The sequence below is a fragment of the Idiomarina piscisalsi genome (assembly GCF_002211765.1).
GTDB lineage: Bacteria > Pseudomonadota > Gammaproteobacteria > Enterobacterales > Alteromonadaceae > Idiomarina > Idiomarina piscisalsi_A.
Genome location: NZ_CP022133.1, coordinates 393,419 through 411,467, shown reverse-complemented (window position 1 = coordinate 411,467; position 18,049 = coordinate 393,419). Strand labels below are relative to the sequence as shown.

14 protein-coding genes and 1 pseudogene are annotated in these 18,049 nt (G+C 49.2%); 9 read left to right on the top strand and 6 right to left on the bottom strand.

The genetic code is table 11. The features are described 5' to 3' along the window. Nucleotides 1–80: 80 nt before the first annotated feature. Nucleotides 81–1,372, top strand: a pseudogene (locus CEW91_RS01940) (OapA family protein). Next, complete coding sequence (locus tag CEW91_RS01935) at nucleotides 1,372–2,478, top strand: anhydro-N-acetylmuramic acid kinase (RefSeq protein ID WP_088767437.1); 1,107 nt, start codon at nucleotides 1,372–1,374, stop codon at nucleotides 2,476–2,478. The pseudogene CEW91_RS01940 and the gene CEW91_RS01935 overlap by 1 nt, the downstream one beginning before the upstream one ends. A 3-nt stretch (nucleotides 2,479–2,481) precedes the next feature. Here the strand turns inward: CEW91_RS01935 and pepQ are convergent, their stop codons facing one another. From pepQ to CEW91_RS01920, 3 genes are all read right to left on the bottom strand, one after another. Continuing rightward, nucleotides 2,482–3,801, bottom strand: a complete 1,320-nt coding sequence (gene pepQ / locus CEW91_RS01930; RefSeq protein ID WP_088767436.1) for a Xaa-Pro dipeptidase — start codon at nucleotides 3,799–3,801, stop codon at nucleotides 2,482–2,484. A gap of 81 nt (nucleotides 3,802–3,882) precedes the next feature. Further along, nucleotides 3,883–4,233, bottom strand: coding sequence for an iron-sulfur cluster insertion protein ErpA (gene erpA, locus CEW91_RS01925; protein WP_053953885.1), 351 nt, complete (start codon nucleotides 4,231–4,233; stop codon nucleotides 3,883–3,885). 55 nt (nucleotides 4,234–4,288) lie between these two features. Then, nucleotides 4,289–5,035 carry a DUF6776 family protein gene (locus CEW91_RS01920; RefSeq protein WP_088767435.1) on the bottom strand — a complete coding sequence of 249 codons (747 nt, stop codon included), beginning with the start codon at nucleotides 5,033–5,035 and terminating at the stop codon, nucleotides 4,289–4,291. A 183-nt stretch (nucleotides 5,036–5,218) separates the two neighbouring features. Between CEW91_RS01920 and CEW91_RS01915 the strand changes: the two genes are divergently transcribed. The 4 genes from CEW91_RS01915 (at nucleotide 5,219) to hemL (ending at nucleotide 9,628) form a co-directional block, all read left to right on the top strand. Then, entirely contained in the window at nucleotides 5,219–6,817 is a 1,599-nt protein-coding gene (locus tag CEW91_RS01915) for a chloride channel protein (protein ID WP_232507006.1), read from the top strand. Next, nucleotides 6,814–7,245, top strand: a complete 432-nt coding sequence (gene hemJ / locus CEW91_RS01910) for a protoporphyrinogen oxidase HemJ (protein WP_088767434.1) — start codon at nucleotides 6,814–6,816, stop codon at nucleotides 7,243–7,245. Before CEW91_RS01915 ends, hemJ begins: the two co-directional genes overlap by 4 nt. A gap of 70 nt (nucleotides 7,246–7,315) precedes the next feature. Beyond that, nucleotides 7,316–8,329: an aspartate carbamoyltransferase gene (locus CEW91_RS01905; RefSeq protein WP_088767433.1), complete on the top strand. Its 1,014-nt coding sequence runs from the start codon at nucleotides 7,316–7,318 to the stop codon at nucleotides 8,327–8,329. 15 nt (nucleotides 8,330–8,344) lie between these two features. Further along, nucleotides 8,345–9,628, top strand: coding sequence for a glutamate-1-semialdehyde 2,1-aminomutase (hemL, locus tag CEW91_RS01900; protein WP_088767432.1), 1,284 nt, complete (start codon nucleotides 8,345–8,347; stop codon nucleotides 9,626–9,628). A gap of 34 nt (nucleotides 9,629–9,662) precedes the next feature. On the opposite strand, the gene mrcB is transcribed toward hemL, so the two are convergent. From mrcB to pepB, 3 genes are read right to left on the bottom strand one after another with little or no spacing between them, the layout of a single operon-like run. After that, the gene (mrcB, locus tag CEW91_RS01895; RefSeq protein ID WP_088767431.1) at nucleotides 9,663–11,924 is read right to left on the bottom strand and encodes a penicillin-binding protein 1B; all 2,262 of its coding nucleotides are present in this window, start codon (nucleotides 11,922–11,924) and stop codon (nucleotides 9,663–9,665) included. Continuing rightward, nucleotides 11,921–14,392, bottom strand: coding sequence for an ATP-dependent helicase HrpB (gene hrpB / locus CEW91_RS01890; protein ID WP_088769330.1), 2,472 nt, complete (start codon nucleotides 14,390–14,392; stop codon nucleotides 11,921–11,923). Before hrpB ends, mrcB begins: the two co-directional genes overlap by 4 nt. A gap of 6 nt (nucleotides 14,393–14,398) precedes the next feature. Next, nucleotides 14,399–15,697, bottom strand: coding sequence for an aminopeptidase PepB (gene pepB, locus CEW91_RS01885; protein WP_088767430.1), 1,299 nt, complete (start codon nucleotides 15,695–15,697; stop codon nucleotides 14,399–14,401). A gap of 55 nt (nucleotides 15,698–15,752) precedes the next feature. On the opposite strand from pepB, the gene sfsA reads away from it, so the two are divergent. The 3 genes from sfsA (at nucleotide 15,753) to gluQRS (ending at nucleotide 17,909) form a co-directional block, all read left to right on the top strand. Beyond that, complete coding sequence (sfsA, locus tag CEW91_RS01880) at nucleotides 15,753–16,457, top strand: DNA/RNA nuclease SfsA (protein WP_088767429.1); 705 nt, start codon at nucleotides 15,753–15,755, stop codon at nucleotides 16,455–16,457. Between the two features lie 141 nt (nucleotides 16,458–16,598). Continuing rightward, complete coding sequence (gene dksA, locus CEW91_RS01875) at nucleotides 16,599–17,051, top strand: RNA polymerase-binding protein DksA (RefSeq protein ID WP_053953875.1); 453 nt, start codon at nucleotides 16,599–16,601, stop codon at nucleotides 17,049–17,051. A gap of 6 nt (nucleotides 17,052–17,057) precedes the next feature. Beyond that, nucleotides 17,058–17,909 (top strand): tRNA glutamyl-Q(34) synthetase GluQRS, encoded by an 852-nt coding sequence (gene gluQRS, locus CEW91_RS01870; RefSeq protein WP_088767428.1) that lies wholly within the window; start codon nucleotides 17,058–17,060, stop codon nucleotides 17,907–17,909. Nucleotides 17,910–18,049: the final 140 nt, after the last annotated feature.

Here is an 18,049-nt window from a genome sequence, read left to right as displayed (position 1 = left end):
GTATCGCTTACATAGGTAACCATAATAAAGAAAGTTTGTTCTAAAGTGCGCTAAATATGACATTGAAAGTAGTTTCTCAAATGAAGCGGATGTTCCTGCAACTTCCGCATTCTCATAAAATACTAATCAGCGCGATTAGTGTTGCTCTATTAATTTTGTTGGTGATTCCTTCAGAGCCAGCAACGGCATCTAAAAATACAACCTCCGTTGACCAACTTGTTCCGGGTAAGCGCTACCAGCTGGAACTGGCCTTTGATAACAACACCAACAATGAAGAAAGCACCACACAAGAACTGTACTGGCAAACTTATCAAATAAAGTCTGGCGATAATCTGGCCGACATTTTCAGTAAGTTAGGTTTTAGCGCACAAGAGCTTTACCGCGTCACGGAGTCGGGTGAAGAAGCCAAGCTGCTGCGCAAGGTACACCCTGGCGACCTGCTGCGCTTCGCGACAGACTCAAATGAGAAGCTAGTTCAATTAACGCACGACATTAACGGTACCGACACACTCATTATCACGCGCCAAAAAGACAGTTTCGTCGCGGAAGTTGAAGTTAAAGACGTTGAAGTACGAACCGAGTTTGCACACGCGGTAATTGACTCTAGTTTTTGGAATGCCGGTATTAGCTCCGGACTGACCGATAACCAAATTATGCGTATCGCCAACATCTTCGGTTGGGATATCGACTTCGCCCTCGACTTACGCAAAAACGATGAGTTCAGTGTGTTATTTGAAACGCATTACGTCGACGGAGAGTTTGTTGGCTACGGAAAATACTGGCCGCCGAGTTCGTCAACCGGGGCGAACACTTCCAGGCCATATTGCATGACAATGGCCAGTATTACACGCCAAATGGGCGTGCAATGCGTAAAACATTTTTACGCTCGCCGGTTAACTTTACTTATATAAGCTCAAGTTTTAACCCGCGTCGCCTGCATCCGGTGACCGGCCGTGTGCGCCCGCACAACGGCATTGACTACGCAGCATCAACGGGCACACCGGTTATGTCTTCTGGTGACGGTAAAGTCGTTCAGGCTGGCTATAACCATTTAAATGGTAATTACATTTTTGTGCAGCACGGCGAACGCTACACGACGAAATACTTACATTTAAGTCGCAAGCATGTCAGAACAGGCGATCGCGTTAAACAAGGCCAGGTAATTGGCCGTGTCGGCGCAACAGGCCGGGTAACAGGTGCTCACTTACATTACGAATTCCTGGTTGATGGCGTTCACAGAAACCCTCGCACAGTGGAGCTGCCACAGGCGAAGTCTCTAGCCGAGTCAGAACTACCGGCATTCCGCCAGCAAGCCGACCAAATTATTGCAGTATTGAACGACAATAAACGTGTTTATTTGGCAATGAGATAATGTCCGAGCTTTATGTTGGCTTAATGTCAGGAACCAGCATGGACGCGACTGACGCCGTGCTGGTTCAGATAGACGCTGACGGAAAGCCTGCTCTACATACATCCCTTAGCTTCCCTATTCCAATTGAGCTGCGTAATCGGCTCTTACAGCTTAGCGTGAGTGACCAATGGCGTGCCGATGAGTTCGCTGAGTTGGATGTACTTTTTTCTGAGCACTCTGCTGTTGCGGTAAACGAGTTACTGAGCAAGGCTCAAGTGCCGGCTGGGAATGTCACCGCCATAGCCAGTCATGGTCAAACCGTTCGTCACAAACCCGGTCATCGTTCGCCTTACACGCTACAGTTAGGTGACCCTTCCAGGCTGGCATTTAACACCCAAATAGACGTCATACATGACTTTCGCCGCAAAGACGTTGCTGCCGGCGGTCAGGGCGCTCCATTAGTCCCGGCGTTTCACAGGCACATTTTCGCGCAACGGGAGAAAAGTGTCGCTATTGTTAACTTAGGTGGCATTGCCAACATCACTTGGTTAGGTCCTCAGCAACAACTGCTCGGCTTTGATACAGGCCCGGCCAATACCTTGATGGACCAATGGATACAACACTGCAATGCAAACAAAAGCTACGATGAGAATGGCCACTTAGCGAGTCAGGGCAAGGTTATAGAAGAGCTGTTAAATGTGTTACTACAACATCCATTCTTTTCTCGCAAAGCGCCAAAGAGTACTGGCCGTGAAGAGTTTAACCTGGCGTATTTAGAGCCGCTTCTCAAAGCGAACTACACACCTGAAGATGTTCAAAGAACCTTGCTCGCACTCACTGCCGAAACGCTAAGTAACGAAATTAACGGTTTACCCACGAAGCCTGAACAGGTTTACTTCTGCGGAGGCGGTACCAACAATGAGCTGCTCATAACAGAAATCACCCAGCGCCTCGGTTCGACGATATGTGGAACGACGCAAGAGCTTGGAGTTGACCCTCAATGGGTTGAGGCAATGGCATTTGCCTGGTTAGGTTGGTGCTATGAGCATAAAAGACCGGGGAACCACCCTGCAGTCACAGGTGCAGCGGCCCCGGTTGTACTCGGTTCTAAAACGTTATTTGCTTAAACTTTACTCTGCGCCCAGCGCTTTAAAAGCATCACGAGTCAAGTTCTCGTTGTTTCCGTCTTTACCGACAACAATGCTGTCTTCAATACGAACACCGCCATACGGCCGTAACTCGTCAACCTTATCCCAGTTAATGTCGCCGCTGTCTTTGTGTTCTTCGAGCAACTGGTCAACAACATAGAGACCCGGCTCAATGGTAAACACCTGACCTTCTTCAATATCACGAAGCAAACGCAAGAATGGATGACGCTCACTACGCTCGTAACTGCTGCCATCATCAGACTTCAGGAAGCCACCAACGTCATGAACCTGCAAACCAATAAAGTGACCCAAGCCGTGAGGCATAAAAGCACTGGTGTAACCTTTGTCGTAAATACTTTGTGCATCGCCACTGATAAAGCCAAAGTCACTCAAAATCTGAGCCACTTTCAAGTGCATCGAGACGTGTAAATCGTAATAGTTAACACCAGGCTTAATTTCACTCAGTAAGTCTCTTTGAGCGTTATCCATCGCCTCCACTAAGTCCGCATAAAAGCCTTCTTCATACGCATAAGAACGCGTGATGTCAGCGCAGTAGCCACGATAACGTGCGCCAGCATCAATCAGGAAAGAGCGAAACTGCTTAGGTGGCTCGGTATCATACACATCGTAATGCAAAATTGCTGAGTGGCTATTCAGAGCCACAATGCTGTTATAAGGGACTTGTGACTCACGAAAATCAATTGCCGCTAAGTAGGCATGATGAATTTCCAACTCACTTTTCTCAGCATAGAAGGCTTCTTTCGCAGCGACATGCGCTTTCGCGGCCAGCTTATTGGCTTCGCGCAAATTCTCGACTTCCCACTCCGTTTTTACGGCTCTGTGAAAGTGCAAGTGATCAATTAAGTTCTGTGGGTTACGAGCTTTTACATTCCAGCTGTGAACAGGCTCTGCGAAGTCTTCACCGATAAAAGCTGCATTGGCAAGAGCGCTACCGATATCGTCAGTCATAACACTAAGGTCATCGATAATTTTTAAATCGACATACTGCTGCCATTCTTCTTCCGGTACATTGACCGGTGCGTGCCAAAAGTCTTTTGCCTGAAATAGATACACCGTTGGACGCTGACTACCTTTGCGATAAAAAATCGCACTTTTCGGGCTTTCTGTGACGGGTACCCAGTATTTAAACAATGGGTTGACTCGGTACGGAGGTGCGTTGTCATCAAGGAAATCAACGCGTGGTTGACCTGAATAAATCAGAGTTGAGTCAAAACCTGTATCTGCCAGTGCCTTATCGAAGCGCTCACAAACGGTTTTAATGTGTTCAGCGTATGCACTCATAAAAAAACCTCACAACAAATGGTGAGGTTATTTTAGCGCAAATGCGTGCTGGTTTCAGCTTAAGCGAGTGTTTTGGAGGGCTTAGATAGAGAAACTTGAACCACAACCACAAGTGGTAGTGGCATTCGGGTTGTCAACGAAAAAACGCGAACCCTGTAAGCCTTCTTCATAGCTAACAATGCCGCCCATGAGGTACTGGAGACTCATTGGATCAACCAGTAAAGTCACCCCTTCTTTTTCAACCTGCATATCGCCCGGATTAGGGGTTTCATCAAAGGTAAAGCCATATTGAAAACCTGAGCAACCACCGCCCGTCACATAGACGCGCAGCTTCAAGTTCGGATTTTCTTCTTCCGCAATCAGCTGGCTCACTTTTTTTGCGGCTTGTTCGGTAAACTCAATAGGTACCGCTGTTTCCGCAGAACTGCTCATAGTGTCTCACCCTCGTTGAACTCTGTGGGCATTTTCTCTTACCTGACTATTTTGGTCAAGTATCGCCGTCAGTCCTGACATTCGTTGCCGGCTGACCTTTTCGAATGTCTTTCCAAAAGAACGAACGATTTAACGTGCCACGTCCTCCGTCGGTTAATGTAACCGACACATCAATACGCTCAGGTACAAGTCCTTCAGGCATGAAAAAGTCACCTTCGTATACTGAGAAATAACGCATGGTGAAGTGACGTTCATCGGCACTAATATTGGCTAATTTCATCAGGTCAAAGCGGCGCTTTTCACCGTTAACTCGTCCCACTAAATCAATAGCGACCCGCCCTTCCACGAAGCGCCGGCGTTGCTCAATCTGCAGAACAGCCAACGAGAAATGGAAGTGTTTGTCGGCCTGATTCGGTGTCACCGTAATGGAGTCGATAGTTACCCCACCTTGCTGTAACTCGGGTGCCATTATTTTCTGGTAAAACGCGAGATCCCGGCGCAAGGCATAGTTGTCATTTTGTAGTGCCGTTAGCTCGTCCTGCAAGCTTTGATTCGATGAGCGCTCAATATCCAGTTCCACTTGCATTACGTGACGCTGATATTCCATCTGCTCCAGACGTTTATACATATCGTCCAGTTGATTGGACTGCTCTCTGACCGTTTCTTTCAACGAGTTCGCATGCCAAACGCCGGCAAGGTAAGCTAAATAGGCAAAAAGTACGACTAAACCCGCCACCGCCAAAAAAGTTGGCAGCCTGCCGATACGCTTTTGCCAATATTTGAGATTAAAATACAGCTTCATAATACTCGCTCATTTCCATTAGCCGCTTATGCTGATATGTTATTGATAAATATGCAAGCCTTGAGCCTTGGTTTAGTGTAAGGAACAACATTAAATGGCGCCTTTATTAAGACAGCAATTACGCAAGCAGTTGGCCATGCCGACAACAACAATTGCTATCTGTTTGTTGGGGTTAGCCGGGGCGTGCTCGCCGCATTAATGATTGCCGGTTTCCGTTTTGCCATTGAGTACGGCGCTCATCTCATTGGTAACGACACTTACTGGCAGGAACCCTTGCCAACAACGCTCCGTTTTATCATACCCATTGCCGCCGCGTTACTTATTTACGGTATTTTTCGTTTATCGGGTTCGCGCTACGTGCGTATGGGCATTCCCTATGTCATCCATCGCATGAAGCAGCATTACGGGATGCTCCCGTGGCGCAGCACCGTTAACCAGTTTTTTGGCGGTATTATTGCTCTTATTGCGGGCTACAGTGTTGGTCGCGAAGGTCCCGCGGTTCATTTAGGCGCCGCAGCCTCCACTTGGCTGGGCTTTCATGTTGACGCCCCTAAGAACGCCTTACGAACACTAGCCGCCTGCGGTATTGCGGCCGCTATTGCAGCCTCATTTAATACACCTCTCGCCGCCATGGTGCTGGTCATGGAAGTGGTTTTGCGCGAATACAAAGTTCACGTGTTCATCCCGGTCATGCTGTCAGCGGTAGCGGGCTCATTAATAACAGAAGAAATCTTTGGCGTCGCTTCTGAACTTGCCATGTTGTCGGCACAGGATATTCCCACCACTCAATTGCCCTGGGTCGTCATTCTTGGCGTAGTGCTGGGCGTCGTCGGTGTGATTTTTAAAAAGCTCATGCTGGATGTTATGGATACAGTCAAAGACATGTCCTTACTAACCCGGCTTCTGTTCGCAGGCATTATTACCGCTTCTCTGGCAGTTATTATTCCAACCAGTTTAGGTCCCGGACTAACCGCTATTGAGCAGGTGCTTAATCACCAGGGCGAAATGTCCTTGCTCACCACGTTATTGCTTGCCAAGCTATTTGCGGCAGCTATTGCACTTGGCATGGGCATTCCGGGCGGCTTAATTGGTGCGGTGTTCGGTATCGGTGCCATCATCGCGGCAGTTTTCGTGGGCGCGGTGGATGTATTAGGTATTCAACAAGCCTTGTCTTTTGACAGTTTCATTCTACTTGGCATGGCCGGTATTTTGGCAGCTTGCATTCACGCACCTATGGCGGCACTTCTGGCGATTGTTGAGTTATCTCGCAGTGTCGAAATTATTATTCCGGCAATGATGGTGATTGTCCCGGCTTATCTGATATCCAGTCAGCTGTTTAAATCAAAATCAATTTTTATCGCTCAGTTGGAGTTACAAGATCTGCCCTACCAACTGGCTCCTGTGCACGTAGCGCTGCAGAAAACCGGCGTCGAAAACGTCATGGAGACGGACTTTAAACTCTTGCTCGAACCCACCCAGAATGAGTTGGTCGACTCCCTGGAATCCGCCCAGGCAAAAACGGTTATCGTCATGTCCGTGGATGAAGACAACCAGCCTCTGTACCGTCTTGTATCCTATGATATTACCGCTGGTGACAGCCCCAGTTTGAGCTATACACCTATTAAAGGTTTGCGTATCACCTCAACACTGGCTGAAGTGTATGATGAAATTGGACAACAGCGCCGTGGTGCGGTGTATATTTATGAATCAAACGGTGAACACCCGTGTGGCATAGTGACGTGGGAAACCGTCCGTAAAGCATTACAAAGAGAGTTAGCATGACGTGGATTTTATGGGTTAAAGCATTGCATATTGCCTTTATGGTGGCCTGGTTTGCGGGTATTTTTTACTTACCCCGGCTGTTTGTGTATCACGCCATGAATGCTAAACCCGCGGTACACGAACAGTTTTGCGTGATGGAAAGACGCTTACTGTTCTTTGTCACACCATTTGCAATTTTAACTCTGGTTTTTGGACTGGTGCTCATTTTTGCCTACGGTTCTGCTTGGTTTGCCGCCAGTGGCTGGATGCATACCAAATTGGTTTTAGTCACGCTTTTATACGCGTACCACGGCTACTGCTTCAAATTATTGAGGGACTTTAAGAACGGTAAAAATACGAAAAGTCATCGCTTTTATCGAGTCTTTAATGAACTGCCGGTTCTGGCGCTTTTCGCGATTATTATTTTAGCCGTGGTGAAGCCGTATTAGATTCTAAAACGGTGCTGACTTTGCTATAGTGTGCGTCCAGTGACATTCGGCGGCAGAGGCGCACCTATTGATGAATTTCACCGGTTCCAACATTCTCTCAGTCAACCAGTTCGACCGAGACAGTATCGATTATATCTTTTCCGTTGCTGATAAAATGCAACCCTATGCTCGTCGTAAAAAACGAACCCGAGTATTGGACGGTGCTATTCTCGGCAACTTATTCTTCGAGCCTTCAACACGTACCCGGGTAAGCTTCGGCACCGCTTTTAATTTGCTCGGCGGCGAAGTTCGTGAAACGACCGGCATGGAAAGCTCAGCGATTGCCAAAGGCGAGTCTCTCTACGACACCGCCCGCGTGCTCAGCAGCTATAGCGACGTTATCGCTATGCGCCACCCGAAATCGGGTTCGGTGAAAGAGTTTGCCAGTGGTAGCCGGGTACCGGTCATTAATGGTGGTGACGGCGCTAATGAGCATCCGACTCAGGCACTTCTCGACCTGTACACCATCGAAAAAGAACTGGCTTATCACCAACAGAGCATTGATAACATGCACATCTGCATGATTGGTGACTTAAAGTACGGACGTACGGTTCACTCATTATCGACACTGCTGTCCATGTATAAAAACATTAAGTTCACGCTGATTTCTCCGCGTGAACTGTCGATGCCTGAGTCGGTATTAGCCACCCTGGATAGCGCCGGTCATCAGGTGACTATCACGGAAAAAGTCGACGGCATTGTTGATGCCGACATTGTGTACCAGACTCGCATCCAGCAAGAGCGTTTCGCCAGTCCCGAAGACGCTGATCAATATCGCGGTAAATTCCGTTTAAATCAGGACATTTACACTAAGCATTACAAGCCCAATACCGTCATTATGCACCCGTTGCCAAGAGATTCACGAGCAGAAGCGAACGAGCTCGACAATGATCTCAACCAGAACCCAAACCTGGCTATTTTCAGACAGGCGGACAACGGAGTGCTCATTCGTATGGCGCTATTTGCACTGACATTAGGCGTAGTTGACCAGGTCGACAAACACGAATGTGATGTCATCTGGTACAGCGAAAAAAGCCAACTATAAAGAGGTAACTGCGGCATGAGTCGTTCAGAAGATTTATTCAAGCAAGCACAAGTTAGCATTCCCGGCGGCGTTAACTCGCCGGTTCGAGCCTTTAGCGGCGTTGGTGGCACACCGATATTTTTTGAAAGCGCAGAAGGCGCTTATATGATTGATGCCGACGGTAAACGTTACATTGACTACGTTGGCTCATGGGGGCCAATGATTCTCGGGCACAACCACCCTGCCGTTTTAGAAGCAACCTTAGCGGCCGCAAAACGTGGTTTAAGCTTTGGTACGCCAACGGAAATTGAAATCACTATGGCGGAAACCATTCGCAAAATCGTACCGTCGATTGAAAAAGTCCGTATGGTGAACTCCGGCACCGAAGCCACCATGACGGCTATCCGCCTAGCGCGTGGCTACACCGGCCGTGACAAAATTCTGAAGTTTGAAGGTAACTACCACGGTCACGCTGACTCACTGCTGGTCAAAGCAGGCTCGGGCGCGTTGACCTTAGGAGTTCCTAACTCGCCGGGTATTCCGGAAGACCTGGCGAAACATACGCTGACCGTGAACTACAACGACATCGATTCAGTTAAAGACGCATTTAAAGAGTTCGGCGACGATATTGCTTGTATTATCGTTGAGCCAGTTGCCGGCAATATGAACTGTATCCCGCCTGTTCCCGGCTTTTTAGAAGGCCTGCGTGACGTTTGCGACGAGTACGGTTCGGTTCTGATTTTTGACGAAGTCATGACTGGGTTCCGTGTTGCTCCGGGAGGCGCTCAGGAGCGCTATGGCATTACTCCCGACTTAACCACCTTAGGAAAAGTGATTGGTGGTGGTATGCCGGTGGGTGCCTTTGGCGGTAAAAAAGAAGTCATGGACTACATCGCGCCGGTAGGGCCTGTCTATCAGGCCGGTACACTATCAGGGAACCCTGTCGCAATGTCCGCAGGCTTAGCTGCATTGCAGCAGCTGTCGACTCCGGGCCTTTATGACCAGTTGTACCGGCGCGTCGATGCGTTAGTGGATGGTCTACAAGAGCGCGCCAACAGAGCGGGCGTGCCAATGACAACGAATCGTGCCGGCTCTATGTTTGGTTTCTTCTTTACTGAAGAGCCGGAAGTGACGTCGTATGCGCAGGCAACACAATGCAATATGGAGCATTTCAAAGCCTTCTACCACGCTATGCTGAATGAAGGGGTATACCTTGCACCTTCCGCGTTTGAAGGCGGTTTCATGTCAGCGGCACACACTGAAGACGACATTGAGAAAACCTTACAAGCGGCGGAAAAAGCCTTTACCCAACTGAAGTAAACCTACAGCACTCATAACGAATAACCCGGTGGGACTAGCCTCCAAACAGGCGGTCCCACCAACTCTTCTCCTCGATATTGCCCTCACAGGTTATGTTATCCGGCAAGCGTATTTCTTCTGCAGGCAACAATTCGCCATTTCCACAATCATTCGGTATGCGCTGCCCTGTCCGTTCATGAAATCGCTGCATCTTCAGCGGCTCGGGTACATTCAACGCCATACTTAACGGCGGTTTACGTTCGTAGTAATCAGCAACGACTCTTAAGGCGCCGCTGCTACCTGTCAGGCCTGTCGGTTGGTTATCATCCCGTCCCAGCCAGGCAGTCACGACCTGTTCACCGTCAACAGCGACAAACCAACTGTCCCGGTAATCATTCGTCGTACCGGTTTTTCCGCCAACTTTCTGTCCAGCAAGCACTCGTTGTAAGGCGCTCGCTGTGCCCTCGGCAACGACACCGTGCAAACCAAACTTCGTCAGATAAGCGACTTTGGTGTCAAACACCTGCTCCCCATTTTTCTCAGAGGCCCGATATAAAACATCGCCCTGATGCGTAGTAATAGACGAAATCGCTGAGAGCGGCTGAAATCGGCCATCGTTCATCAGTGCACTGTACATTCGTGTGACTGCATACGGCGTCAGCGACGCAGAGCCCAATGTCAACGATGGATATACTTCCAAAGGCGTGACAACACCTAGTCGTCTCATGTAGTCAACGACGGTATCCACACCGACTTCCACGCCCACTCTCACCGCCGGAATATTGCGTGACTTAACCAACGCTTCATAAAGCAACAAGCTACCTTTAAATTCCTTGTCGTAGTTTTGCGGCTGCCACTGTTTACTTTGCTTGTCCTCAAGTGTAATAGCTTCATCAACCACCGGGGTATGCAAACCGACACCGGATTCCTGCATTGCAGTCGCGTATATCACTGGTTTGATAAGAGAACCAATGGGCCTCAGTGCCATTATTGCGCGGTTATACCCAACGGTTTGACTTAAACGTCCGCCCGCTAACGCGGTTACCGTCCCTTGACGGTAATTAGCAACCACCATCGCCCCTTCCAGCGCACTGTCATCCTCTTTAAGCTTGCCCGCCAACGACTTTTGTACCGCTTCCTGAGCGTTCACATCCATATGGGTATATATCTTTAAGCCCGTATCCTGCCAGTCATCTGGCAGCGCCAGCGTTTTCATTTCACGCTTAATAATATCCATGTAATGAGGGTACGGATGCTCCACTAAACGTCGGCTTTCTCTAACATCCAATTGTCGTTGTACCGCAGCGACATAAGTGGATTTAGCGATAAGGTCCTGATCAAACATCACCTTTAACACGGTGTCCCGACGCTCCTGAGCACGCTCAGGAAAACGTCTTGGGTCGTAATATGACGGTCCTTTTATCATGCCAATTAGCAAAGCCACTTCGTAGACCGACAGCTCCTGAACTTGCTTACCAAAATAGAACTGACTGGCCAGCCCAATGCCATGAATCGCATTGCGACCGTCCTGACCGAAATACACTTCATTTAAATAGGTTTCTAATATGGTGTTTTTATCAAAGCGGTAATCAATAACCAGCGACATCATGGCCTCATGGAATTTCCGCCATAACGTTTGTTCACGAGTGAGGTATAGGTTTTTGACCAACTGCTGCGTTAAGGTTGAGCCGCCCTGAACGGTGCGCCCGGCTTTTAGATTGGCGACCAACGCACGTAAAATTGCCCAAGGAGAAACGCCTTGATGATGATAGAAGTTGCGATCTTCCACCTGAAGCAACGTTTCAATAAGTAGATTAGGTACCACTTCCAAACCGACCAATAATCGGTCTTCTTTGCTTAACGTACTAATTCGACCGATGAGCTCAGGCTCCAAACGAAAGCTCTCCAGCTCTCTCCCACTGGGCCAGGAAGTAATAGACGCCACACGATTATTTAAAAAATTAATCTGAACCCGCTTAGACATTTGTGGGCCGTCTGAGAAATCAAAAGGCCGACGATGAACCATAACACTGCTATTACCCACCGAATAATAGCCAGATTGCTCGGTATCGTTACTGCGGTTATAGCCAATACGCTCGAGTGTTTTTATCAACGTCGACTGCGGTATTGGGTAACCAGGGTATAAACGCAGCTCACCAGCATAGACAAGCGCCGGAGCTTGATAGCGCTCCGTTTTAAAGTGCTTAGACAGGCTAGCGTCAAGGTATATCGCATACACAGCAACGACCGCAGCGACCGCGACGCCAACCTTGACGCCGGTCCAAAATAAGTAGCTTAACCATTGACGTTTTATCACTGCATTTGCCTTTTGGTTTTATAAGTTGCCTCGGCGTTTATTGGATCTTCCGGCCACGGGTGTTTCGGATAACGCCCTCGCATTTCTTTGCGGACCTCCTGATACGCATTACCCCAAAAGCCGTTCAAGTCATTGGTTCGTTGCAGCAGTCTGCCTGCCGGAGAGAGTAAATCCACCGCTACCACCTGCTGGCCATCAATAATTCGTGGCGAGTCTTTTACGCCAAACATTTCCTGCAATTTCACCTCAACTCGCGGGGTTCCGTCCAGATAATTTATAAAGATTTTACGTTGTGTCGGTGTTTGCCAGTGCTCAGGGCAGGCGTTGTCCAGTCGTTCTTTCTCGTCATAGTTAAGCCAATAGGTTAGCGCCTCACAAGGTTCCCAGGCTTCCAACTGCGACAATGATTTTAACGAATGCCAGTAAGGGTAAGCCCAGACCTTCAAATTAGACAGCAAGCCCTCAGGCGATAGTGGGTAGTCACTTAACTCGCCGGTCACTGACTGTAACAACCGCATGCGTGCCAACAGTTGATTTGCCTTTCGGGACCAATGTAGTGTCTCAAGGCCTTTTTTATTGAGATACTCCGCAAATGCCTGACAACGCTCTTCATGACTCACGCTTCCGTCTAGCTTTTCTTCAGAGAGTGTCAATGCACCGATGACCTGGCGCCTAACTCGAGTCAGAGTCTGTTGAGTACCGAGCCAGTCAGCTGAGTGAGTTTCAGATACTGGTAACCCAGCAGCGTCTATCGCGTCAGAAATATCGGATACTTCAACATAACGTCGCACTTTTCCTGTGCTATTCCCTTCTTGAAAGGTGGCCTCGAAAATAATCGCCCATTGAGGCTGGCTCAATAACTCGGCAACGGGAGCCAGACGCCCACCGGTCACCAGCTGAAAGCTTCTTTTCGTCTCACTGTACTTTGCCAACCTGTCTGGAAAGCCCGCTATTAGCATTGGCTCTGCGCCTTTCTCATTCGCTTCCGTATTTTCCGTCACCCGCAAACGTTGCAGCCAGTACTGCCAGCGTCTTCGCCATCGGCTCAATGACTGGCGCTGCTGATAATGTTGCTTAGTACTTTCAAGAATGTTGACCGTTTTAATGTGTGGTGACGGCTCTTCTAACGTCGCCAGAGCACGGGCACAAGCCGCCTTCACATTATTATTGGCCTCCTTATCACCAGTCTCGTTTGCGGCGGCACAGATGAGGGCAAGACGTACATCAGCCCCCGTATCCAATGACATCGCCTTACCCGTCAGTTGCTTGTCGTGCAAAAGTCCGGTTAACGATAAAAATTGTTCAGCAACACGACAGTGCACCGGATTAGGTGGAGTAAACCAGGCAAGTTCACTCACTGAGCTCCCCCACTTCAGGGCTTCCAATACCACCGACGTTACGTCCTGTGTCTCTATGTCAGCCCTCGCATACTCAGGTTGACCATGCTCATCTGCTTTAGACCAAACCCGATAGCAGGTTCCGGGTTGTAAGCGCCCGGCCCGACCGGCTCGCTGCGTTGCTGACGCTCGGGATACAAAGTGCGTGGTCAGCTGGTTCATGCCATAACCCGGCAAAAAGTTCGCTCGACGTTCACGTCCGCTGTCCACTACCACATCAATGCCTTCTATGGTTAAACTGGTTTCAGCTATGTTTGTCGCAAGGATAATTCGCCTACCATCACTGGCTTTTAACGCGTGCTGCTGCGCTTTAAGTGACAGCCGGCTATGCAGGGTATAAACACCGACATCAGTTGCCACCAGAGAGCTCAATGCGTGTTGCACCCGTTCAATTTCGTAGATACCCGGCAGAAACACCAGCACGCCTTTGTCGGCATTTCCTAAAGCCTCGACAATGACACTGGGCAAATGCAGTAACCACTCACTTCGCTGTTTCGGGGCTCGGTATTGAATATCTATTGGAAAGCTGCGTCCTTCGCTACTCAGTGTCGTGACGCCGTCGCAATATGCAGACAACCATTCGGAAATGTCTTTTGCCGGCAATGTTGCAGACATGATCAATAGATTTAAGTCCTCACGCAACGGCAATGCGTCAATCACTAACGCCAGGCTTAAATCACTGTGTAAATTGCGCTCATGAAACTCATCGAATATCAGTGTCGAAATATCACTAAGCTCAGGGTCTTCCTGTAACCAGCGTACTAATACGCCTTCAGTGACGACAAGAAGCTTGGTGTTCTTCGTGCGTTTCGTTTCACCGCGAACAATATAGCCAACGGTTTCACCAACGGGCTCATCTAACTGCCTGGCCAGGTAACTGGCCACATTGACAGCAGCAACACGCCGCGGCTGCAACATAACGGTAATACCGCTCGTGCCCAACTGTTCTCGAAGCAAATAAAGGGGTAAATAGGTGGACTTACCGGCACCAGGCGGTGCCTCTAAAACCACACGTGCTGCCGGGAAGCATTGCGCTAATGCCGGCAGCACGTTTTCAACGGGCAAGGTCATACCCAATCAGTCACCTTGAACGGTGGCGGCAATGGTTCTTACGCCTAATGCTGTCGCACCTGTTGCCCACATACCTGTCGCTGACTTCTGGTAAGCACCGGCCAGATCAAAGTGAAGCCAGCCTTTACCTTGCTCAGGCGCAAACCGTAACAGGAAACCGGCCGCGTTACTGGCGCCGCCAGCACCGCCACCTTTTTGCGGACGACTGTTCGCTGTATCGGCAAAGGCTGACGGGCAATTCTCTGAGTGCCAAGGGGCTAACGGCAAACGCCACAGCAATTCGTGTTCTTTATCGGCGTTTTTCAATGCGCGCTCGGCGGCACTGTTATCAACACTGAACAGCGCATTGTATTCATTACCGACGGCCATTTGAGCGGCACCCGTTAAGGTAGCGGCATCAATAATATTTTTCGCGCCGAATTCGCCAGCGGCCTGCAACCCGTCAGCTAACACCAAGCGACCTTCAGCGTCAGTATTCACCACTTCTACGGTCAAACCGTTCTTATAACGGATAATGTCGCCTAACTTGTACGCTCGGCCATCAATCATATTTTCTGCGCAGCAGAGAATCAGCTTCACGCGTTTATTCAAACCACGACGAATCGCTAACGACAATGCACCAGTGACCGTTGCTGCACCGCCCATGTCACACTTCATTGACAGCATGCCTTCACTTGGCTTAATACTGTAGCCACCGCTGTCATAGGTAATACCTTTACCGATAAGCGCTGTATCAACAAGCGCGTTTTTATCGCCGGTTGGGTTGTAGTCAAGTACCAACATGCCCGGTGCATGCTGGCTCGCACGACCCACAGTATAAATTCCCATCCAGCCTGCGTCTTTCAGCGCTTCACCTTTAATAAACTCTGCGCTGATTGCATCGGGTGCTAACCCTTTGAAGTGCTCAATGACACGTTCTGCCAGACTTTCAGGATAGATATCTTCGGCCGGTAAGTTGGTGAGCTCACGGCTAAATCGTGTTGCATCACGCATCGCATCGAGGTGCTTCGCCGCTTCCTTGTCGTCTGCGTGCCATACCACATCATTTTTCGACAATGTTGACGTAAAGCCCTGATAAAGCGCCCATTGACGCTCCATATCCCAGCCGTCACCAGATACTGCTACTTTTATGACGCCGTTGTTGTCGAGGGTTCGCCCGGCTTTTTGAATACGCCGCAAATTCTCAGACTCGTCGTCCACCAAAACTATTTTGGCGGCATCGCCGTCAAAGACGACATTTGACTTCGGGTTCCAATGAGCTGCTGGTGCTTCATTCGTTAAGTAAACCGCTAGTGCGCTGGACATTCTCAACCTCTCTCGATAATTTGCTTTCAGTTACTTTAGAGTTATGAGGTCTCTGATGCAATTTAACAAGCCCCTTCGCCGGGGAGTTTTAGAAAAACGCTATAAACGCTTTCTGGCCGATATTGATTTTGGCGATGGACAAATAACAACGGTTCATTGCCCGAACACAGGCGCAATGACGGGCTGTGCTGAGCCTGGGTTCGACGCATATTGCAGTCTTTCTGACAACAAAAAACGTAAGTATTCACATACCTGGGAGTTATCACGAACCAAGGAAGGCGAGTTTATTGCGGTGAATACCGGCTGTGCGAATACACTCGCCGGAGAGCTGTTAAACAGCGAACTTATACCAGAACTTAGCGGCTGGTCCGAACTGAGGTCTGAAAAGAAGTACGGGCAGGAAAATAGCCGCATCGACTGGTGGGGCGTAGACCCTAATGGCAAAGAGTGCTTTGTCGAGGTAAAAAGTGTGACACTTGCCGAGAAAGAAAGCGGCTATTTCCCGGATGCCGTCAGTCAGCGTGCCCATAAGCATTTGAATGAGCTCATGCACGTTGTCGAACAAGGGCATCGAGCCATCCAGCTCTATATGGTGATGCACACCGGTATTGAATCGGTCAGCCCAGCGAAACATATCGATCCAAAATACGCAGAACTCTGTATTAAAGCGGCGGAACACGGCGTCGAATTTTACGCGGTGAAATGCGCCATAAATGAAAAAGAAATTCGACTGGAGAGACCAGTTCCGGTGCGCTTATAGCGCGAGGTTTTGAGTTAAATTTTAAGCAAAAGAGTCGTTGGAATAGCGTTGCCAACCTGATCCCTTTCTGGTATATGTAGCGTCCTTTTTTAAACGCACGCTTTTAGAGCACTCTAGTTTTAGAGAATTAGGAGATCCAAAATGCCTCAAGGCAAGGAAAAGAAAACCCATGGCATTCTGGCACTAGCCGGCCTGGAGCCTTATCAGGAGAAGCAGGGCGAAGAGTACATGAATGACGCGCAGCGTGCGCATTTTCGTCGTATTCTGGAAGAGTGGCGTCGTCAGTTACGTCAGGAAGTTGACCGCACCGTGCATCATATGAAAGATGAAGCGGCGAACTTTCCTGATCCTGTTGATCGCGCGGCACAGGAAGAAGAGTTCAGCATTGAACTGCGCACTCGTGACCGCGAGCGTAAACTGATTAAGAAAATAGAGAAAACGCTGCAAAAAATTGAAGACGACGACTTCGGTTTTTGCGATTCATGCGGCATAGAAATTGGTATTCGCCGCTTAGAAGCACGTCCAACAGCGGATCTCTGCGTTGACTGCAAAACTCTCGCAGAAATGAAAGAGAAGCAGATGACAGGAGCCTAAGGGCTCATGTACCGAGGCCGATTTGCCCCGACTCCGTCGGGGCCTTTACATTTGGGCTCGTTAGTAGCTGCTGTTGGTAGCTACCTGGACGCTCATGCACACCGCGGCCAGTGGCTTGTTCGTATTGAGGATGTCGACAAACCTCGCGCCGTTCCCGGTGCGGCCGATATTATCCTCGGTCAACTTGAAGCCCACGGACTCACCTGGGACGGCGACGTTATTTTCCAAAGCGAACGTGACAAGGTTTATCAAAGCTACATCGACTCATTAACCTCTGCAGGTTTCATCTACCAGTGCGACTGTTCACGTAAGGCCATTCGTGAGCGCGGTGGTATTTATGAAGGCTATTGCCGCACTCGCCAGCCACGTCCTACCCCCTACGCACTTCGTTACATTAACAGCGCCCCTGTTAATCAATTCAATGACCGCGCACTTGGGGTACAGCACGGCGATACAAATACCTGCGCAGAAGATTTTGTCGTCAAACGTCGTGATAGCTTATACGCATACCAGCTAGCGGTGGTGGTTGATGATATTGAGCAAGACATTACCGATATTGTGCGCGGCAGCGACCTGGTTGTACCAAGCTTTTGGCAGCTTACTTTATGGCAGCATATTACTAGCGCCCAGCCCAGAATGATGCATTTACCGTTAGTCACATCCGACGATGGCCGCAAGCTCAGTAAACAAAATCACGCACCAGCAATCAACAGCCAAAACGCACCAGATAACCTGTTAATAGCGCTGAATTATCTGGGTATTGATGCCCATGAACTCAGTGAAACGCGAAAAATCGATGAGATACTGGCCTTTGCGGTGCAAAAGTGGCGCAAAAAGTGGCACATTACGGCCGCTTGACGGTACAATATGCGACCAATTGACAATAAACAACAATGACAATGGTAAGGGAGAGACCACCATTATTAAGCGAATAAAAGAGTTAGCAAAACGCGCTTTCTCCAGCAAGGATACCCCCAGCAACAGTCGTTTACCGGCGT